Genomic DNA, 18,967 nt, shown 5'->3' on the forward strand with positions numbered 1-18,967 from the left:
GCGGTATGCTGCCAGGCCCAACAGCCTTTGCGGAGAAACAGAACATGAACAATCCGATCCGTGTCGCGGTGGGTGGCGTGACCGGCTGGGCCGGCGGCGAACTGGCACGCGGCGTGGCCCATGCGGCCGACATGACGCTGGTGGCCGGCCTGTCGCGCGGCGCCGCCGGGCAAACCCTGGCGCAGCTGACCGGACACGCCGACACCCCGGGCGTAGCCGCGGCCAGCATTGAAGCGCTGGGCCAGACGCCCTACGACGTCTACGTCGAATACACCAAACCGGGCATCGCCAAGCACAACATCCTGCAGGCGCTGGCGCACGGCGCGCACGTGGTGGTGGGCACCTCCGGGCTGACCGACGACGACTATGCCGAGATCGACGCGGCCGCGCGCCAGGCCGAGCGCGGCGTGCTCGCCTGCGGCAACTTCGCCATCACGGTGGTGCTGCTGCAGAAGTTTGCCGAGATGGCGGCGCGCCACCTGGAACATTGGGAGATCATCGACTACGCCAAGGCCGGCAAGATCGACGTGCCCTCCGGCACGGTGCGCGAGCTGGCGTACCGGCTCGGCCAGGTCAAGGCCGCCGCACAGGCGGTGCCGGTCGACCAGGTCAACGGCCCCAAGGAAACCCGCGGCGCCACCCTGTCCGGCACGCAGGTGCATGCGGTGCGCCTGCCGGGCTACCAATTGGGCGTGGAGGTGATCTTCGGCGCCGACGGCCAGCGCCTGCACCTGAAGCACGAGGCCGGCGACGGCTCCAAGCCTTATGTGGCCGGCGCGCTGCTGGCGATCCGCAAGGTCCACACCGTGCGCGGCGTGGTGCGGGGGCTGGACAAGGTGATGGAAGGACTGTGAGGCAGCCGGCGGCGCAGGCGTGCGGTGCGCCGCCTGCCTGTGCCGTTACCAGCTGCCCGGTTTTTCCGGCTTGGGCGCGGCCTTCGGCGCCGGCTTGGCGGCGGCGGTCTTGCCCTTGGCCGCCGGCGCCGAGGCCGGGTTGAGCTGCTTGTCGACCTCGGCGTCCTTGTCCGCCATCAGCGCGCGCGCCTGCGGCAGCAGCATCTCGATGGTGCCGGTGTTGGGGTCTTCCGGCATCGCGTACAGCTCCACCGTCAGCGGCTTGTGCATCCAGCCGGCATGCAGCGTCTTGACTGTCTTGCCGGCCTTGTCGGGCATCTCCTCCTGCTCCTGGCGGAAGGGCTTGCCGTACAGCGCGCTGATGCTGTCGGCCGCGGCCTGCTGCGAATTGGCGCCGGCGGTCGGCACCACCAGGCCGACAAGCGCATTGCGGTCGACAAAGGCCACCACGTAGGGACCATCCATGAACGCCGGGCGCTGTGCGCGCGGCACGCCGACCTGGCGCATCAGGCCATCGCCCTTCAGTTCGACGCAAAAACCGGTGACATCGCGGCCGTCTGGCGAGCGCTTGTCGGCACAGTCGGGCAGCGCCGGCAGCGGGTTGCCGATTTCCAGCATCGACAGCAGCGGCGCCAGCGCGCTGTTTTCAGCCTGGGCCGAGGGCTTGGCGGCTGCTGCGGAGGCGGAGGCGGGGGGAGCAGCATTGGCGCCGGCGGCGCCCAGCAGGCCGGCAAGCGCCAGCCCGGCAACGGGGAATTTCAAGACGGACTCCTGGTGTAAGGCTCCGGGTTGGAGCCCGCCCCTGCCGGGTTGTTCCTGCGCGGCGCGAGATCGTGGCGAACCGCTCACATCTGGCCGCGACGGCAAAGGGCGTGCGCTAGCTTACCCGATGACGCCGGCGCCGCCGCCACTTGCCCACCGCCCACGGCGCTGGCATTACCCCGCCGGCGCCTTGCGCGTCAGCGCCAGGGCCTCGCGCCGGAAGGTGTGGCCGACCTGGTGGTAGAACGGGTGCGGCGAGAACTGCCGCGAGATAAAGGACGCCAGCAAAGACGCCGCCAGCAGGAACACCGTCAGGTCCTGCGTGCGCGTCATTTCCATCACGATCACGCTGGCGGTGATCGGCGCCTGCGTGGCCGCGGCCAGGAATGCCGCCATCGACACCAACGCCAGCACGCGCGGCTCGGCCATGCCGCTGACGAAATGCGCGACGTTCTCGCCGATGCCCGCGCCGATCGCCAGCGCGGGCGTGAAGATCCCGCCCGGTATGCCGGCGAAGTACGACACCACGGTCGCCGCCAGCTTGGCCAGGCCGAACCACGGCGTGGCCTGCGATTCGCCATTGATCAGCGCCGCGGCCTGCTCGTAGCCGGTGCCGAAGGTCGCGCCCGCGGTGGCCCAGCCGAGGATTGCCACCACCAGCCCGCAGCCGAACGCCGTCCACACCGGATGCCGCCCCGACCAGTCGCGCCACGCCGCCGGCAGCAGCGCCGGCACGCCGCCCTTGAGCGCCTTGGCGAACACGCCGCCCAGCACGCCGGTGACCAGCGCGCACAGCAGCACCGGACCCCAGGCCTCATGCAGCCCCAGCATCGGCACCTTGACCACGAAATACGGGTTGTTGCCCAGCACCGCCAGCGACAGGAAACCGGCGGTCAGTACGCCTGACAGCACCAGGCGGTCCCAGCGCACCGCGGTGCCGCGGCCGAGTTCCTCGATCGCGAACACCACCCCGGCCAGCGGCGTGTTGAACGCCGCCGCCAGCCCGCCGGCCGCGCCGGCCGCGATCAGCGCGTTGGGATGGAAGCCGATGCGAAAGCGCAGCTTCTCCTGGCACCAGCGGCCCCAGGCCAGCATCGCCGCCGCACCCACCTGCACCGACGGGCCCTCGCGCCCGACCGAGGCGCCCGCCAGCAGCGCGGCGGCGGTCAGCACCACCTTCCACATCGACTGGCGCAACGACACCAGCAGCGTCTGTGCCGGGCCCGACGGCGGCAAGGTGACCGCCGCGATTACCTGCGGGATGCCGCTGCCGCGCGCCTGCGGCGCCAGCCGGACGGTCAGCCAGCGCAGCGCGGCCAGTCCGAACGGCAGCATCACGAACGCGAGCCAGGGCGTGGCCTGGGTCAGCTGGCGGTTCCAGTGCAGCGCCACTTCGGCGATCCACGCGAACACCAGCGAAAACAGACCGACGCAGCCGGCGCCGAACATGAACACGGCATAGCGCAGCGTGGTGCGCGAGATGCGCCCGGCCTGGCGCGACTTGCGCCACGCCGCCACGCGCGCACGGCGGCTGATCTGGTTCAGAAGGCGGGGATCGGGCGGCGGCGTGCCGGTGTCGGGCTGAGCCGGGGGATCCGGGCTGTCGCCCGGCGCGGCGGACGATGACGAGGCAGGCTTGGGATCGTTGGGGTCGCGATCGGTCATGGCTGGGGCGGGCGCAGGCATCCGGCGGGGCTCACCCCGCCGCCGTGATGAGCTGGAACTATACGCCCATCGCCAGCTCGTCCCGCCGTGCCCGGCCGACGCGTCAGTCCAGCGAGATGTTGTTCGCCTTGATCACCTTGCCCCAGTGGGCGCGGTCGGCCTCGAGATAGCGGTCGATCTCGGCCTGCGTGCGCGGCGGCTGCACCAGCAGCCCCAGCGCACTGAAGGTGGCGCGGAACTGCGGGTCCTTCAGCACGTGGTCGGCGGCGGCCTGCAGTTTGGCGACCGCCTCGGGCGGCGTCTGCGCGGGCACGGCCAGGCCGAACCAGGTGGCGGCCTGGAAGTTGGGATAGCCGCTCTCGGCCACGGTCGGCACGTCGGGCAGTACGTCCAGGCGGCGGCGCCCGGTGACCGCCAGCGCCTTGAGCTTGCCCGCCTTGATATGCGGCAACGAGGTGCTGACCACATCGACCATCAGCTGCACGTCGTTGGCCAGCAGCGCCGCCAGCGCCGGCGCGCTGCCGTTGTAGGGCACGTGCGTGACGCCGATGCCCAGTTCGGTCTTGAGCATCTCGGTGGCCAGCTGCAGCGCGTTGCCCAGCCCCACCGAGCCGTAGTTGAGCTTGCCGCCCTCGGCCTTGGCGTAGGCCGCGAACTCGCGGATATTGCCGGCCGGCACGCGGGTATTGGTGACGACTACCAGCGGCGCCTCGGCGCCAATGCTGAAGATGCGGAAATCCTTGGGTGGGTCGTACTGGATCTTCTTGTACAGCATCGGGTTGAGCACCATGCTGCCGTTGGTCGCCAGCACCATGGTGTAGCCGTCGGCAGGCGCGCGCGCCACGCTGGTGGTGCCGATCATGGTGGCCGCGCCGGGGCGGTTTTCCACCACCACGGTCTGGCCGAGCTGGCGCGACATGCCGTCGGCCAGCGCGCGGCCGAACTGGTCGGTCGAGCCGCCCGGCGTGTACGGCACCACCAGCTTGAGCGGGCGGTCGGGATAGGCCGCCTGCGCGGCGCCGCTCCAGAGCGCCAGCGCACATCCTGCGCTGGCCGCGCCGGCCGCAATCGCGGCGAGCCAGGCGCGCCGTGGCTTGCGTCCGGCTGTCTTGGTCGGTTTGTTCTGCATCGCGTCTCCTCCTGTCGTTATCGGCTTGTGCTTCGCAGTCCCACCGGTGCGCTCAGACGCGGCGCTGGCGGCCTTCCCAGTATCGGTCGCGCAGCCGGCGCTTGGCCAGCTTGCCGGTTTCATCGCGCGGCAGTTGCGCCTCGACCACGATGCTGCGCGGCACCTTGAAGCCGGACAGCCGCTGGCGCAGCCAGTCGATCACCTCGGCCTCGCGGAGCTCGGCGCCCGACATCGGCTGCACCATGGCCAGCAGGCGCTCGCCGTATTCCGCGTCGGGAATGCCGAACACCACGCAGTCGGCCACGCCGGGATAGCGCACCAGTTCGTGCTCGATCTCGGCCGGGTAGATGTTGACGCCGCCGGAAATCACCATGTCCGAGGCGCGGTCGCAGATGAACAGGTAGCCATCGGCATCGACATAGCCCATGTCGCCCAGCGTCACCAGCCCGTCGCGGTCGATGGCGGCACGCGCGGCCTCATTGTTGCGGTAGCTGAAGTCAGGGTAAGCGGGCTGGCGCACGTAGACCAGGCCGATTTCGCCCGGCGCGCACTCGCGGCCGTGTTCGTCGAGGATGCGCAGCTGCGCGTCGTCGACCGGCCTGCCCGCGGTGCCCGGGCGCGCGGCGGCGTCGGCCGGCGTGGCCACGGTGATCATGCCGGCTTCGCTGGAGGCGTAGGTTTCATGGATCACCGGGCCCAGCCACTCCAGCATCGCACGCTTGACCTCGGGTGCGCACGGAGAGCCGGTCGAGGCGACGAAGCGGATCGACGACAGGTCGTACTTCGCGCGCACCTCGGGCGCCAGCTTGAGCAGCCGCACGTACATGATCGGCACCAGGTAGAGCACGTCGATGCGGTGCTTTTCCACCAGCGCCAGCACCTGTTCGGCGTCGAAGCGCGGCGTCAGCACCAGGCGCTCGGCCATCTGCAGCGCATTCTGGATAAAGGAGCCGGGTGCGCTGTGGTACAGCGGCGCTGACATCAGCGCGCGGCAGCCCGGCTCCAGCCCGTAGGTCTGCCGCACCACCGAACGCATGCGCGCCAGCTGTTCCTCGAGCCCGTCCAGCGGCAGTGCCTGGCGCACCACGCCCTTGGGCCGGCCGGTGGTGCCGGAGGTGTACGCCATATGGCCGCGCGGCGCCACGCGCGGGCCGTCATAGGCGGGCTGCTGCGCGAGCCATGCTTCATATTCAGTCGCGCCCGCGGCAGGACCGCCCACCGACAGCACCGGCATGCCGGCCGGGACCGCGTCGCGCACAGCGGGCAGCAGGTCGTCCTGCACCAGCAGCACCTTGGCAGTGCTGTCGGTCAGCAGGAAGCGCACTTCCTCGGCGGTGAAGTGCCAGTTGATGGGGCAGTAGTAGCAGCCGGCGATGCGGCAGGCATGGACCACGTCGGCATACACCGGGCCGTTGCGCAGCAGTACCGCGATCACGTCGCCCTCCTGCACGCCGAGCGCGCGCAGGCCGCCGGCCAGGCGGGCGCCGCGCGCCAGCAAGTCCTCGCCGCTGCGGTGCATGTCTTGATACCAAAGGTCCGTTGCCATCCGCTGTCTCCTTGCCTGGGTTCTGTCAGTCGACCACTGTATCGGCGTAGCCACGCATCGACAATCAGGCCGGGCGGAATCACAATGTTGCGCCATACGTGACAATGCTGCAGACAATCCCCGATGGACCTCAACCTGATCCAGGCCTTCGTCGACATCGTCGATGCCGGCAATCTTGCCGAAGCCGGACGCCGGCGCGGCGTCACGCGCTCGCAGGTCAGCCGCCAGCTGCGCGAGCTGGAACACCAGGCGGGCGCGCAACTGCTGCGCCGGACCACGCGCCGGCTGGAGCTGACCGAACCCGGCCATGCGCTGTACCAGCACGGCGTGCGCATCCTGCAGGAAGTGGCCTCGGCCCAGGCCGAGATCGACAGCCTGGGCCGCACCCTGCGCGGCCATGTGCGCGTCAGCGTGCCGACAGGGCTAGGGGACGCCTATATCGCGCCGCTGCTGCTGCAGTTCGCGCAAAAGCATCCCGGCATCACGCTGCGGGTGTTCTTCGCCAACCGCGTCAATGACCTGATCGCAGCCGAGATCGACGTGGCGCTGAAGGTCACCTCGGCGCCGCCGCTGGACCACGTGGCGCGGGAAATCTGCGATATCCGCTGGCAACTGTATGCATCGCCCCAGTACCTCGCCAGCATAGCGCCAGTGCAAGTGCCGCCGGACCTGGCCGGCTGCAACTTCCTGTGCCCACCGTTCCCGCCGCGACAGTTCCCGCTGTCGCTGTACCGCGACGGCCAGCGCGTGGACGTGGCGCTGACGCCGACGCTGCAGTCCGAACACTTCCTGTTCCTGGCGCGCGCCGTGCGCGAAGGCCATGGCATCGGCATGCTGCCTGTGTATATCGGCTGGGAAGAAGTCCGCGCCGGCCACCTGGTGCCGGTGCTGCCGGACTGGCGCCCGGAAGGGCTGGGCAACAAGCTGTTCATCATCACCACGCCCAACCTGCATCCGTCGATGGCGACGCGCGCGCTGATCGGCTTCCTGCGTGAGGAACTGGCGAAGCTGGAGGTATTCCGGGATGCGGTGAAGTAGCCGGCACCACTGGCCGGTGACCGCACGCTTTCGCCAGTTCATGGAATCGGCCTGCCTGCAAACTTTCGATTTGCAAGCTATGCTGCAGCCAGCTTGCAAACTGAAAGCAAGTCGCACATAACGGCGGAGACCCATGCCCCCTACCGATTTCACCGCGATGCCCTGCCCCGTGGCCCGCTCGATGGCCGTGCTGGGCGAACGCTGGGCCATCCTCGTGCTGCGCGAGGCCTTCTACGGCAGCACCCGCTTCGACGAGTTCGAACGCAATCTGGGCATCGCCCCCAATATCCTGAGCGCGCGCCTGAAGACGCTGGTGGCGCACGGGCTGCTGGCGCGCGTCGCGCCCGAGGGCGGCGCCCGCCATGTCTACCAGCTGACCGACAAGGGCCGCGACTTCTTCCCGGCCTACGTGGCGCTAAAGGCCTGGGCCGACCGCTGGATGACCGATGACAAGGGACCGCTGACGCTGCTGCAGGACCGCCGCACCGGCGCCGAGATCGCCGAGCCCACGCTGACACGCGCCGACGGCAGCGCGATCACGCTGGACGACGTGCGCGTGTTGCCGGGCCCGGGCGCGGGCCGCTTCCTGCGCCGGCGTTTCGGCGACGCCGAGGCAGCAGCGGCCGCACCGGAGAGCGGCCATGACTGATACGCGCGCATTGCCCGCCGGCACCCTCCCCGCCGACGCGGTGCCGGCCACCGAAATCGCCCGTCGCATCGGCAAGCTGGCCGCGCCCACCGCGCTGATCGCCCTGCTGCAGGCGGTGGCCCAGCTGATCGAAACCTGGCTGGCCGCGCGCCAGGGCACGGCGGCTCTGGCGGGCTGGGCCGTGGTGCTGCCGTTTGCGCTGCTGCTGCAGCAGATGTCGACCGGCGCCATGGGCGGCGGCGTGGTCGCTGCGATCGCGCGCGCGCTGGGCGCCAACAAGCGTGACGATGCCTCGGCGCTGGTGATGCATGCGCTGTGGATTGCCGTGATCGCCGGTCTGGCGTTTGCGGTGGCGCTGGCCGGGTTCCCGCGCGCGGTGCTGGGCGCGGTGGCCGGCGCCACCGCCGCCGACGCGGCCGCCACCTATGCGATCTGGCTGTTCGGCGCGGGTGCGATCCCGGCCTGGCTGGCCAACACGCTGGCATCCGTGCTGCGCGGCGGCGGCCGCCATGCGCTCGCGGCGCGCGTACTGGCGCTGATGTGGGTGGCCTTCCCGCTGCTGGCGTGGCTGCTGGCCGAGCCCGCCGGCATGGGCCTGGCGGGCATCGGCGCGGCGCTGGCGGCGGTGTCGTGGGCCGCGGCGCTGGCGATGGCGATCGTGGTCGCGCGCGGCGGTGCGGGCTTCGTGCCGGTGCTGCGGGTGCGGCTGTCGTGGCCGCTGTTCGCGCGCATCCTGTCGGTGGGGCTGGTAGCGTGCGCGCTGGCCTCGGTCGCCAACCTGACCACCATCCTTGTCACCGCGCAGCTGCGCCACCATGGCACTGCCGCGGTGGCGGCCTACGGCATCTCGGCGCGGCTGGAATTCCTGATGATCCCGCTCGCGTTCGGCGTGGGCTCGGCGCTGACGGCGCTGGTCGGCCGCGCCGTGGGCGCCGGCGACTGGCATACGGCGCGGCGCACGGCATGGGTGGGGGCACTGCTGGCGCTGGCCATCGCCGGCACCGCGGGCGCCGCCGTCGGCCTGGCGCCGGTGCGCTTTGCCAGCCTGTTCACCCATGACCCCGAAGTGATCGCCATCGCCGCGCGCGCGCTGTCATGGGTAGGGCCGGCATTCGGCGGCTTCGGGCTCGGCATGGCGCTGTACTTCGCATCGATGGGCGCGGGCCGGATGCGCTGGCCGGTGGCGGCCGGGCTGTGCCGGATCGCGCTGGCCGCGGGCGGCGGCTGGGTCCTGGCCAATGTGTTCGGCATGGGCCTGGACGGGCATTTCCTCGGCGTGGCGCTGGGGATCACCGCGTATGGCGTGGTGACGGCGCTGGGAGTCAGGCAGGGGGAGTGGTCGGCGCGGTGAGATTGGCAGCGTGAAGGCGTTGCCATGCCGCCGGTTTGCTCCCCTCTCCCGCCTTGCGGGAGAGGGGAGCCTCCGCAGGCGGTGTCAGTGCATGGTGGCGGCTGCAGTGCGCAAACCCTGCTACCGCGTCAGCACCTTCGCATCCCCCTGCATCCCCGCCTCTCTTACATCTTGCGGCACCGCGGGCCAGCCGCCGCCGAGCGACTTGTACAGCGCGGCGGCGCCGGTCAGCACATCGACCTGGCCCTGCACCGCCGCCAGCTGCGTGGCAAACAGCTTCTCCTGCGCGGTGGTCACTTCCAGGTAGCTGGAATAGCCGCCCTCGTAGCGCGCGCTGGACTGGTCGGCATAGACCAGCAGGCTTTTCTCCTGCTGGCGCAGGCTGACCAGCCGCTTGCGGGTCTCGATGCTGTTGGCGAGCGCGCTGTTGACGTCGGCCAGCGCCGCCAGCACCGTGCCCTGGTACGCCAGCATGGCCTGCTGGCGCTGCGCCGCGGCGCTCTGCACCTGGCCGCGGATGGCGCCGCCCTGGAAGACCGGCTGGGTCAGCCCGGCCCCGATGCCCCACACCTGCGAGGCGCTGTGCCACAGCGCGCCAGGCGTGCTGGCGATGGCGCCGAACAGCCCGCTCAGGTTTACCGCCGGCAGGTACAGCGCCTGCGCCGCGCCCAGCTGCGCGTTGGCGGCGATGGCGGCCTGCTCGGCCTGCAGCACGTCGGGGCGGCGCGACAGCAGCGCCGCCGGCAGGTCGGCGCCCGCCGGCGGCGGCAGCAGGTCGTGCACGGGCTTGCCGCGCTCGACCGGACCAGGCTCGCGCCCCAGCAGCAGCGACAGCGCGTTCTCGGTCTGGGCGATGGCGGCGCGCAGCGGCGGGATCGACGCCTCGGTCGAGTAGTAGTCGTTTTCCGCCTGCGCCAGTTCCACCTGCGAGATCACCCCGCCTTGGTAGCGCTGCCGGAAGATATCCAGCCCGCTGGCGCGCGACGCCAGCGTCTGCTGCGCGATCTCCAGCTGCGCGTCGAGCCCGCGCAGCGTGGCATAGCCCTGCACCACCGACGCCGCCAGCGCCAGCACCACGCCGCGGCGCCCGTACTCGGCATTCCACAACTCGGCTTCGGCGGCCTCGGCCTGGCGCCGGATGCGCCCCCACAGATCTAGTTCCCAGCTGGCATTGGCCAGCAGCTGGTACGAATTGCGCGGACCGTCGAGACCGGCGAACGGCGTGCCGTTGAAGGTGCCGGCACGCTGGCGCGCCGCCGACGCGGACAGCCCCAGCTGCGGGAAGAAGCCACTGCGCGCCACCATCAGCTGGCCACGGAACTCGTCGATGCGGGCCGCGGCGATGCGCACGTCGTAGTTGCTGCGCAGCGCCGCCTCCACCAGCGCATTGAGCACCGGGTCGCCAAAGCTGTCCCACCACCCACTGTCGGCGGCGACCGTCAGCACGCCGGTGTCGAGGCGGTACTGCGCCGGGTCCGGGGTCTCGGGGCGCTGGTAGTTGGGGCCGATGGCACAGCCGCCCAGCAGCGCGGCCAGGCAGGCGCCGGCCAGCTTGTGGCGCGCGCTCATGACGGCTCTCCGGTCGGCGGCGTGGCCGGTGGCGTTGTGGGTGGTGTAGTGGTAGTCGGCGCGGCGCCCTTGGCCTTGGGCTTGCGCTCGGACATGGTCTCCAGGCCCCAGAAGAACAGAGGGATAAAGAACAGCGCGATCACAGTGGCCCCCAGCATGCCGCCGATCACGCCGGTGCCGAGCGACTGCCGGCTGGCCGCCGACGCGCCGCTGGCAATCGCCAGCGGCACGCAGCCGAGGATGAACGCCAGCGAGGTCATGATGATCGGCCGCAGCCGCAGCCTGGCCGCGTGCAGCGCGGCGTCGTAGGCGCTCAGGCCTTCCTTGTGGCGCATCTCCACCGCGAACTCGAAGATCAGGATGGCGTTCTTGGCCGCCAGCGCAATCAGCACGGTCAGGCCGATCTGGAAGTACACATCGTTCTGCATGCCCCGCATCAGGATCGCCAGCAGCGCGCCGAACAGCGCGAACGGCACCGCCAGCAGCACGCCGATCGGCAACGACCACTTCTCGTATTGCGCTGCCAGGATCAGGAACACCATCAGCAAGGCAAAGGCGAACACATAGACCGCAGTCGAGCCCGCGGTCTTTTCCTCATACGCCTGTCCGCTCCAGGAATAGCTGTAGCCCTCGCCCAGCACCTCCCTGGCAATGTCCTCCATCGCCTGCAGCGCCTGGCCCGAGCTATAGCCGGGCGCGGCGTCGCCCATGATCTTGGCGGCCGGGAAGTTGTTGAAGCGCGTGACGATGTCGGCTCCGGGCACGTACCTGACGGTGGTGACCGCCTTGATCGGCACCATCTCGCCGTTGCGGTTGCGCACGTAGACCTTGTCGATATCCTCCGGGCGCGAGCGGTAGTCGGGCTCGGCCTGCAGGATCACCTGGAACAGCCGGCTGTTCTTGGGGAACTGGCTGACGTAGAGCGAGCCGAACATGGTCTGCAGCGCCGAGTAGACCTGCTCCACCGGCACGCCCTGGGTCTCGGAGCGCTCGCGGTCGACCTCCACCATCAGCTGGCGCGAGCGCGTGTTGATGGTGGAGTTCACGCCGGTCAGCTCGGGCCGCTCGTGCGCCTTGGCGATGAAGGCGCGCACCCTGGCCTCGAGTTGCTGGTAGGTACCGTCGCCGGTGCTCTGCAGCCAGAACTCGAAGCCGCCGGTGGTGCCCAGGCCGGGAATGGAAGGCGGGTTGATCGGAATCACCACGCCGTCCTGGTAGGTGGAGAACTCCTTCTTGGCGTTGGCGATCAGGTCGGCCGCGCTTTCGCCGTCGCCGCGCTCATTGAAGCCCTTGAGCGAGACAAAGAGCGTGCCGGCGTTGGACTTGTTCTGCGAATCGATCAGGCTGAAGCCGGTCGGCGCCGCCACCGCAGCGACCCCCGGCTGTTTGGCGAACCAGTCCTCGGCGCGGCGCGACAGCGCCTGGGTGCGGTCCAGGCTGGCCGCATCCGGCATGATCACCGCGCCCAGCAAGTAGCCCTGGTCCTCCACCGGCAGGAACGACGACGGGATGCGCGCGAACATCAGCCCGATCGCCGCCAGCATCGCAACGATCACCCCCAGCGACACCACCGTGCGCCGGATCACCGCCTGGTTGGCGGCGTCATAGCGCTCGATCAGGCGGTCGAATTTGGCGTTGAACCAGCGGAAGAAGCGGTTCTTCTTCTGCTCGCCCGGCTTGAGCAGGATCGCCGCCAGCGCCGGCGACAGCGTCAGCGCCACCACGCCGGACAGCACCACCGAAAACGCCAGCGTCACCGCGAACTGCTTATAGAGCTGCCCGGTGATGCCCGACAGGAACGCCACCGGGATAAACACCGCCAGCAGCACCAGCACGATCGCCACCACCGGCCCGCTGACCTCATCCATGGCGCGCTTGGCGGCTTCCTTGGGCGGCAGGTTGAACTCGGTCATGTTGCGCTCGACGTTCTCGATCACCACGATCGCGTCATCGACCACGATGCCGATAGCCAGCACCATGCCGAACAGCGTCAGCATGTTGACCGAGAAGCCGAACATGCTCATGCCGACGAAGGCGCCGATGATCGACACGGGCACCGCCAGGATCGGCACCAGCGTGGCGCGGAAACTCTGCAGGAACAGGTACACCACCAGGATAACGAGGATCACCGCGTCGCGCAGCGTGTGCACCACCTCGCCGATCGACTCCTGCACGAACTCGGTGGTGTCCAGCGCCACCTCATACTCGAGTCCGGGCGGGAACGACTTCTTCAGCTCTTCCAGCGTGCCGCGCACCTGCTTGGCCACGTCGAGCGCATTGGCGCCGGGCTGCTGGTAGACCGCCATCAGCGTCGCGGTCTTGCCCTTGTAGCGGCTGCGCAGCGAGTAGTCCTTCTGGCCCAGCTCGACCCGGCCCACGTCCTTCAGGCGCACCAGCGCGGCGTCGCCCGACTGGGCTCGCAGGATCATGTTCTCGAACTCGGCGGGCTCGGTCATGCGGCCCTTGGTGGCGATCGGAAAAGTCAGCTTGACCTCGCCGTCGGTGGGCGACTGCCCGATGCGCCCGGCGGAATACTGCTGGTTCTGCGCGCTGACCGCATTCTTGACGTCTTCCACGGTGATGCCGAGCGACGCCATCCGGTCCGGCCGCAGCCAGATGCGCATGGCGTAGTCGGGGCTGCCGAAGATCGACGCCTGGTTGGCGCCGGGAATGCGCTTGAGCGCGTCCAGCACATAGATGTTGGCGTAGTTGCCGACAAAGGTCTGGTCGTAGCTGTTGTCGGGCGAATACAGAGCGATCACCATCATGAACGCCGATGAGCGCTTCTGCACCGATACGCCCTGCGACGTGACCGCATCCGGCAAGGTCGGCAGCGCCAGGTTGACGCGGTTCTGCACGTCCACCTGCGCCAGCTGCGGGTCGGTGCCGATCTCGAAATACACGTTCAGCGTCATGTCCCCGGTGGAGGAACTCGACGAGTTCATGTACATCATGTTGTCGGCGCCGTTGACCTGCTGCTCGATCGGCGCGGCCACGTTCTGTGCCACCACCTCGGCGCTGGCGCCCGGATACTTGGTGCTGACCGTGATCGACGGCGGCGTGATCTCGGGGAACTGTGCGATCGGCAGCTTGGTCAGCGCCACCAGGCCGCCCACCACGATGATGATGGACAGCACCGAGGCGAAGATCGGCCGGTCGATAAAGAAATGGGATAGCTTCATGGCTTGCCCCCGGCGCCGGCGGCAGCCTGGGGCTGGGGTGGCGGCGCGGACGCGGGGGCGGGCCGCGCCGCGGTGGCTTCCACCGGCCGCACCGGGGCCCCGGGCGCGAGCCGCAACATGCCGCTGACCACCACGCGCTCACCAGCCTTCAGGCCGGTGCTGACGATCCAGTTGTCGCCGCTCCACTGGCCGGCCTCGACCACGCGCTGCTGCGCCTTGTTGTCCGGGCCGACCACCCACACCTGCTGGCCGCGCGGGCCCTGGATGATGGCTTCCTGCGGCACCGCGATGGCCTTCGTGCGCTCGGCGCCGTGCAGCTTCACGCGCACGAACTGGCCGGGGCGCAGCGTGCCGTCGGGATTCGCGACCTCGGCGCGGATCATGTAGGTGCCGGTTTCCGCGTTGAAGGCGGCATCGGCAAAGGTGATCTTGCCGTGATGCGGGAACTGCCTGCCGTCGGCCAGCACGATCACCACGTCGAAGGCGCCCTGCGCCGGGAACCTGAGCGCGCCAGACTCCTGCCCGGTGCGCGCGGACAACACCTCGTTCTCGGACAGGCTGAAGTTGACCCACATCGGGTCGAGCTTGGCGACGTAGGTCAGCAGGCTGTTGGACGGATCGATATAGCTGCCCGCCTGCTTCTTGGCAAAGCTGGACACGCCGGTGACCGGCGACTTGATGGTGGTGTAGCCCAGGTTGAGTTTGGCATTGGTGACGTTGGCGCGGGCCGCCTCGACCGCGGCCGCGGCGGACTGCTGCTTGCCGGTCGCATCGTCCAGGTCGCGCTGGCTCAGCGCGTTGCGCTCGGCCAGCGGGCGTACCCGTGCCAGGTCGGCATTGGCGGTCTTGAGCCGCGCCACCTGCTGCGCCAGCTCGGCGTTGGCCGCGTCCAGCGCCGCGGCAAATGGCTTGGGATCCATCAGGAACATGGTCTGGCCGGCCTTGACCACCGCGCCCTCGGTATAGACGCGCTGGTCAAGAAAACCATTGACCCGCGCGCGGATCTCCACCTGCTGCGAGCTCTGGGTCTGGCCGACAAAGTCGTAGACGATGGGCACGTCGCGCAGCGCCACGGTGATTACGCTGACTTCGGCCGCCGGCGGCGCGTGCGCCGCCGGTTTGTCGTTGCCGCAGGCGGCCAGCGTCATGGCGCAAGCCAGCCCGAGCGCGCCGCGCCAATGGAATGCAGTATTCACGGATCCCTCTCCCGCCATGGTTATGCATGCGATGGCTGCGGGCGGACGCCGTGTTCGGCCCTCTTCCGCCGCACCGGCCTGCCAGCCGCGCTCCCCTTCTCTCCGGCAGGGTAAGGCCCGGCCCCCCCGCGCGCCAATTCAATTCTTTTGTCGACGTCTTTATTGCTTTCGAAAGCGCCGGTCAGCGCGCTGCCGCCATCGCTTCAGCGACGAAAACCGCCATGGAAGCCGCCGCCGCGGAAGCCCCCGGCGCGGCCACCAAATCCGGCTCCACCGCCTCCAAAGCCGCGCCCCTGCCATGCGTGCGCTGTGCCCTGCAGGCGCTGCTGGCCGATCTCGCGCGCCTGGCGTTGCTGCTCGAGCCTGGCGGTGGCGTCGTTGCCGGGCTGCACCGGCTCCCAGCCGCCGGGGGTGTGCTTCTGCCAGCCGCTGTCGGTATGCTGGTAGACCGAGCCGTCGTGCCCGGCATACACATTGCCGTTGTTCCAGACCACCGCGTTGTCCTTGCCCGGGTTGGCGACAAAGCCACGGCTGCCGGCGCTGTGCTGCCCCGTCTGCGTATTGCCGGCGATGCCGGCCTCGGCGGCGCCGACGCGGCCGGTCTGGGCGTTGTAGCCCGCCGCCTGCCGTCCCGCCGCATAGTCGCCGGTGTAGGTGTTGCCGGCCACGCCGCCGCGCGCCGCGCCCTCGCGCCCGGTCGACGGGTTGGCGAAGGCGCCCTGGTGGCCGGCTGCGTAGTCGCCGGAATAGGGGTTGAACGCGGCGCCGCGGCTGCCCTGGTAGCGCGCGCCGGTGGCCGGGTTGTAGCCGGCGCCCGCGGTACCGCGCCATTCGGTGCCGGTCCAGGCGTTCCAGCCCTGTGCGTGGGTGACCGTGCCCTGGCCCCAGCGGCCGTAGAAGTTGGCCTGGTTCACGTTGACGTAGTTCCAGTTGTACGGGCCGCCCCACCAGTACGGGCCCCAGTACGGCGACGCCGCACCCCAGAACGCGCCCGCGGCGAAGCCGAAGGCGAAGCCCTCGGCCAGGCCGATACCAAAGCCGGCGCCGTAGCCATAGGTCACCGGATAACCGTAATAGACCGCACCCACGTAGGGCGGATAGACATAGCCCGTGCCATAGACCACGGTGCCCTCGGCGCTCACCACCACCCCCATGTAGCCCGGGGTGTAGCCCACCACCACGGTCTGCGGCGTGACGGCGTAGATGCGCACGTAGGTGACGTAGTACACCGGCGAGGTCGGCGGGATGGTATAGATCGCCGACGGCACCGGGGTGGCGACCTGCCACGGGCCGGCGGGTGCCGGCGCGGTAAACCAGACGCCGTTGGCCACCGCGTAGTAATGGCTGCCGTCGACCTCGATCACCGGCGTGCCGGTATTGACCGCGTAGCTGAGCGAGGTGCCGGTGATCGGCACGAAGCGCGGCGCGCCGTCATACGCCACCGTCAGGCTGGCCTTGCTGCGCGACACCGTGGCGGTCTGCGGGATGGTGGCGGCGATCTCGGCCTCGCGCGCCTGCGGCGTGCCCGGCACGGAGACCAGCACGTTGGCCTTGGGATCGGTGGGCGGAATGCGGGCAAAGTCCGCCGGCAGCTGGCTGCCGGGCACGTACTGCCACGGCCCGGTCAGCATCGGCGCGCGGAACCAGCGCCCCGAGACCAGCACGTAATACTGGTTGGCGGCCGGATCGACAAAGACCGCGTGGTCGGCGTTGGCCATGGTCAGCAGGCTGACGCCGCTGACCGGCGCCATCTGCGGCGCGCCGCTGGTCACGACCAGCTCGGTCGGCTGCGTGGCGAAGAGGATGGCCGGGGCGCGCGCCGGGCGCTTGCCATCTGCAGGCAGCATCGCATCGGGCTTCATGCCGGCAGCGGCCTTGCCGGCCGCGCTCTCTAGCGCCTTGGGCACGGTGGTCATCACCTCCCAGGCGCCGCCGGCCGATTCCGAGCGATACCAATAGCCGGCCGCCTTCAGCCACAGCTCGCCGCCGGGCGCGCGCAGCAGCAGCGCGCGGCTGTTCAGCGCGCGTTCGTACGACGTTCCCGGCACGGCGCGCCAGGCAGGCTCGCCGTCGACCAGCACCAGCAGCGTCGGCGTGGTCGCAAACAGGATCTGCGGCGCGTCATTGCGCACCGCGACGCGGCCGGCTTTCGCGATTTGCTGCGACACCGCATAGCTGGCCTGCAGTTGGTCCAGCGGCACTGTCAGCCCGTTGGCCGGCAGGCGCGACACCAGCGCCTGGCGCACGCGGTCGGCGGCGTCGGGGCGGGTCGGCACTTCGACGCTGTCGACCGTGATCCGGCTCAGCTGCACCAGCCCGGAGGGCTTGTCGATATCGCCGGTGGCCGAGAAATGGACCACGCCGTAGGTCGGCGAGCCCGCCTTGTCACCGACCGCCACCGCGGCGCGTCCGGCCAGGCGGTTGCCCTCCCAGGTCTCGATCTGGGGCTGGTACAGCTCGACATGGTCGGTGGTCGTATCAAAGTTGCGCGGCCAGGTCAGGGGCGCCGTGGCCGCCGCGGACGAGGACTTGGGCGGCGTGGCGGCCACCACAGCAAGCGGGGCCAGCGCCAGCCAGGCGGCCGCAACCAGCGCGCTGGTCTGCTTTATCCGAAACGACATGGGTTTCTCCGGGAGGGCGCCGCCTGCCGGCTGCCGGCATGCGCGGGCAGGATGCTGCACAACAGGCGGCCCATTGCGCGAATCTAGAGTAGCCCGTCAACGCGAACAATCCGATTTGAAAACATTCAGGATGCGTCAGAAAAAAGACAGATCAGCCGCCGGGACCAGGCCGCGACGCCCCGGCCCTTGAAGCGGCCCGGCACGGCCTCATCTCTGGTCACTCCACCCTGCGTCCCGCCCATGCCTCCACGCACCACCATCCTCACCGCGGCGCTCGTCACGGCCTTGCTGCACGGCTATATCGGGCTGCGGCTGATGCCGGCGATGCCGGCGCCGATGGCGGTCAAGGCGCTGGCGGTGGCCTGGCTGGCCCTGTCCTGCGCGCTGCTGCCGGCGGGACTGCTGGCGCGGCGCGTGAACCAGCCGTGGTCGGACCTGGTGTCCTGGATCGGCATGCTCGCCATGGGATTCTTCTCATCGCTGCTGGTGCTGACGCTGGTCCGCGACGTGGCACTTGCCGCCGCCTGGCTGGCGGGGCAGCTGCTGGGGTGGCGCGCGCCCGGCCTGGCCGCCGGCAGCGCCGTGGCGGTGCCGCTGCTGGCCTTGCTGGTCACGCTGGCGGGTTACGTCAACGCACGCCGGCTGGCACGCGTGGTGGAGGTCGACGTGCCGGTACGCGGCCTGCCGGATGCGCTGCACGGCTTCACCATCGCGCAGATCAGCGATATCCACGTCGGCCCCACCATCAAGCGGCCCTACCTCGACCGCATCGTCGACCGCGTCAACAGCCTGCAGGCCGATGCCATCGCCATCACCGGCGACCTGGTCGACGGCACCGTGCGCGAACTGTCGGCCCACACCGCGCCGCTGGCCCGGCTCAAGGCGCGCCACGGCACCTACTTCGTCACCGGCAACCACGAGTACTACTCCGGCGCCGAGCCGTGGATCCAGGAACTTCGCCGCCTGGGCGTGCGCGTGCTGATGAACGAGCACGTGGTGCTGCGGCATGACGGCAATGCGCTGGTGCTGGGCGGCGTCACCGACTACTCCGCCGGCCGCTTTCACGAAAGCCACCGCAGCGACCCGCAGCGCGCCATCGCCGGCGCCCCCGCCGACGCCGGCGTGCGCGTGCTGCTGGCCCACCAGCCGCGCACCGCGCCCGCGGCGGCACAAGCCGGTTTCGACCTGCAGCTGTCGGGCCATACCCACGGCGGCCAGTTCTGGCCGTGGAACCTGTTCGTGCCGATGCAGCAGCCGTACACCGCCGGCCTGGTGCGGCATGGATCGTTATGGATCTATATCAGCCGTGGCACCGGCTATTGGGGACCGCCGAAGCGGTTCGGGGCGCCGTCGGAGATTACGCGGGTAAGGTTGGTGCGAGCCAACTAGAAAACTGCCAGCACCA

13 protein-coding genes are annotated in these 18,967 nt (G+C 70.0%); 5 read left to right on the forward strand and 8 right to left on the reverse strand.

Annotated features, from left to right (window positions below):
• Positions 1-44 precede the first annotated feature (44 nt).
• A complete protein-coding gene (gene dapB, locus ACEI37_RS25425) occupies positions 45-854 on the forward strand; it encodes a 4-hydroxy-tetrahydrodipicolinate reductase (RefSeq protein WP_373378644.1) in 810 nt (269 codons plus the stop codon).
• A 45-nt stretch (positions 855-899) separates the two neighbouring features.
• On the opposite strand, the gene ACEI37_RS25430 is transcribed toward dapB, so the two are convergent.
• From ACEI37_RS25430 to ACEI37_RS25445, 4 genes are all read right to left on the reverse strand, one after another.
• Positions 900-1,616 (reverse strand): hypothetical protein, encoded by a 717-nt coding sequence (locus ACEI37_RS25430; RefSeq protein ID WP_373378645.1) that lies wholly within the window; start codon positions 1,614-1,616, stop codon positions 900-902.
• Between the two features lie 174 nt (positions 1,617-1,790).
• Positions 1,791-3,281 carry a chloride channel protein gene (locus ACEI37_RS25435; RefSeq protein WP_373378646.1) on the reverse strand — a complete coding sequence of 497 codons (1,491 nt, stop codon included), beginning with the start codon at positions 3,279-3,281 and terminating at the stop codon, positions 1,791-1,793.
• Between the two features lie 103 nt (positions 3,282-3,384).
• Positions 3,385-4,410, reverse strand: a complete 1,026-nt coding sequence (locus tag ACEI37_RS25440) for a Bug family tripartite tricarboxylate transporter substrate binding protein (protein WP_373378647.1) — start codon at positions 4,408-4,410, stop codon at positions 3,385-3,387.
• Between the two features lie 52 nt (positions 4,411-4,462).
• Positions 4,463-5,956 carry an acyl-CoA synthetase gene (locus ACEI37_RS25445; protein ID WP_373378648.1) on the reverse strand — a complete coding sequence of 498 codons (1,494 nt, stop codon included), beginning with the start codon at positions 5,954-5,956 and terminating at the stop codon, positions 4,463-4,465.
• 123 nt (positions 5,957-6,079) lie between these two features.
• Here ACEI37_RS25445 and ACEI37_RS25450 point away from each other — a divergent pair, with 123 nt between their 5' ends.
• From ACEI37_RS25450 to ACEI37_RS25460, 3 genes are all read left to right on the forward strand, one after another.
• Positions 6,080-6,994 (forward strand): LysR family transcriptional regulator, encoded by a 915-nt coding sequence (locus ACEI37_RS25450; protein ID WP_373378649.1) that lies wholly within the window; start codon positions 6,080-6,082, stop codon positions 6,992-6,994.
• 133 nt (positions 6,995-7,127) lie between these two features.
• Positions 7,128-7,643 (forward strand): winged helix-turn-helix transcriptional regulator, encoded by a 516-nt coding sequence (locus tag ACEI37_RS25455; RefSeq protein WP_373378650.1) that lies wholly within the window; start codon positions 7,128-7,130, stop codon positions 7,641-7,643.
• On the forward strand, positions 7,636-8,994 hold the full coding sequence (locus tag ACEI37_RS25460) for an MATE family efflux transporter (protein ID WP_373378651.1): 1,359 nt from the start codon (positions 7,636-7,638) through the stop codon (positions 8,992-8,994). The genes ACEI37_RS25455 and ACEI37_RS25460 overlap by 8 nt, the downstream gene beginning before the upstream one ends.
• A gap of 120 nt (positions 8,995-9,114) precedes the next feature.
• Here ACEI37_RS25460 and ACEI37_RS25465 read toward each other — a convergent pair whose 3' ends face one another.
• The 4 genes from ACEI37_RS25465 to ACEI37_RS25480 form a co-directional block, all read right to left on the reverse strand.
• On the reverse strand, positions 9,115-10,563 hold the full coding sequence (locus ACEI37_RS25465) for an efflux transporter outer membrane subunit (RefSeq protein ID WP_373378652.1): 1,449 nt from the start codon (positions 10,561-10,563) through the stop codon (positions 9,115-9,117).
• A complete protein-coding gene (locus ACEI37_RS25470; RefSeq protein WP_373378653.1) occupies positions 10,560-13,745 on the reverse strand; it encodes an efflux RND transporter permease subunit in 3,186 nt (1,061 codons plus the stop codon). The genes ACEI37_RS25465 and ACEI37_RS25470 overlap by 4 nt, the downstream gene beginning before the upstream one ends.
• The gene (locus ACEI37_RS25475) at positions 13,742-14,941 is read right to left on the reverse strand and encodes an efflux RND transporter periplasmic adaptor subunit (RefSeq protein ID WP_373378654.1); all 1,200 of its coding nucleotides are present in this window, start codon (positions 14,939-14,941) and stop codon (positions 13,742-13,744) included. The genes ACEI37_RS25470 and ACEI37_RS25475 overlap by 4 nt, the downstream gene beginning before the upstream one ends.
• A gap of 203 nt (positions 14,942-15,144) precedes the next feature.
• Complete coding sequence (locus tag ACEI37_RS25480; RefSeq protein ID WP_373378655.1) at positions 15,145-17,562, reverse strand: carbohydrate-binding family V/XII; 2,418 nt, start codon at positions 17,560-17,562, stop codon at positions 15,145-15,147.
• Between the two features lie 240 nt (positions 17,563-17,802).
• Between ACEI37_RS25480 and ACEI37_RS25485 the strand changes: the two genes are divergently transcribed.
• Positions 17,803-18,951, forward strand: coding sequence for a metallophosphoesterase (locus ACEI37_RS25485; RefSeq protein WP_373378656.1), 1,149 nt, complete (start codon positions 17,803-17,805; stop codon positions 18,949-18,951).
• Positions 18,952-18,967 lie beyond the last annotated feature (16 nt).

This window comes from Cupriavidus nantongensis (assembly GCF_041726985.1).
GTDB lineage: Bacteria > Pseudomonadota > Gammaproteobacteria > Burkholderiales > Burkholderiaceae > Cupriavidus > Cupriavidus nantongensis_A.

Coding starts and splice junctions, on each gene's coding strand:
- ACEI37_RS25460 (WP_373378651.1), top strand. CDS start 7,636: ATGACTGATACGCGCGCATTGCCCGCCGGCACCCTCCCCGCCGACGCG.
- ACEI37_RS25450 (WP_373378649.1), top strand. CDS start 6,080: ATGGACCTCAACCTGATCCAGGCCTTCGTCGACATCGTCGATGCCGGC.
- ACEI37_RS25445 (WP_373378648.1), bottom strand. CDS start 5,956: ATGGCAACGGACCTTTGGTATCAAGACATGCACCGCAGCGGCGAGGAC.
- ACEI37_RS25485 (WP_373378656.1), top strand. CDS start 17,803: ATGCCTCCACGCACCACCATCCTCACCGCGGCGCTCGTCACGGCCTTG.
- ACEI37_RS25480 (WP_373378655.1), bottom strand. CDS start 17,562: ATGTCGTTTCGGATAAAGCAGACCAGCGCGCTGGTTGCGGCCGCCTGG.
- ACEI37_RS25465 (WP_373378652.1), bottom strand. CDS start 10,563: ATGAGCGCGCGCCACAAGCTGGCCGGCGCCTGCCTGGCCGCGCTGCTG.
- ACEI37_RS25435 (WP_373378646.1), bottom strand. CDS start 3,281: ATGACCGATCGCGACCCCAACGATCCCAAGCCTGCCTCGTCATCGTCC.
- dapB (WP_373378644.1), top strand. CDS start 45: ATGAACAATCCGATCCGTGTCGCGGTGGGTGGCGTGACCGGCTGGGCC.
- ACEI37_RS25440 (WP_373378647.1), bottom strand. CDS start 4,410: ATGCAGAACAAACCGACCAAGACAGCCGGACGCAAGCCACGGCGCGCC.
- ACEI37_RS25455 (WP_373378650.1), top strand. CDS start 7,128: ATGCCCCCTACCGATTTCACCGCGATGCCCTGCCCCGTGGCCCGCTCG.
- ACEI37_RS25470 (WP_373378653.1), bottom strand. CDS start 13,745: ATGAAGCTATCCCATTTCTTTATCGACCGGCCGATCTTCGCCTCGGTG.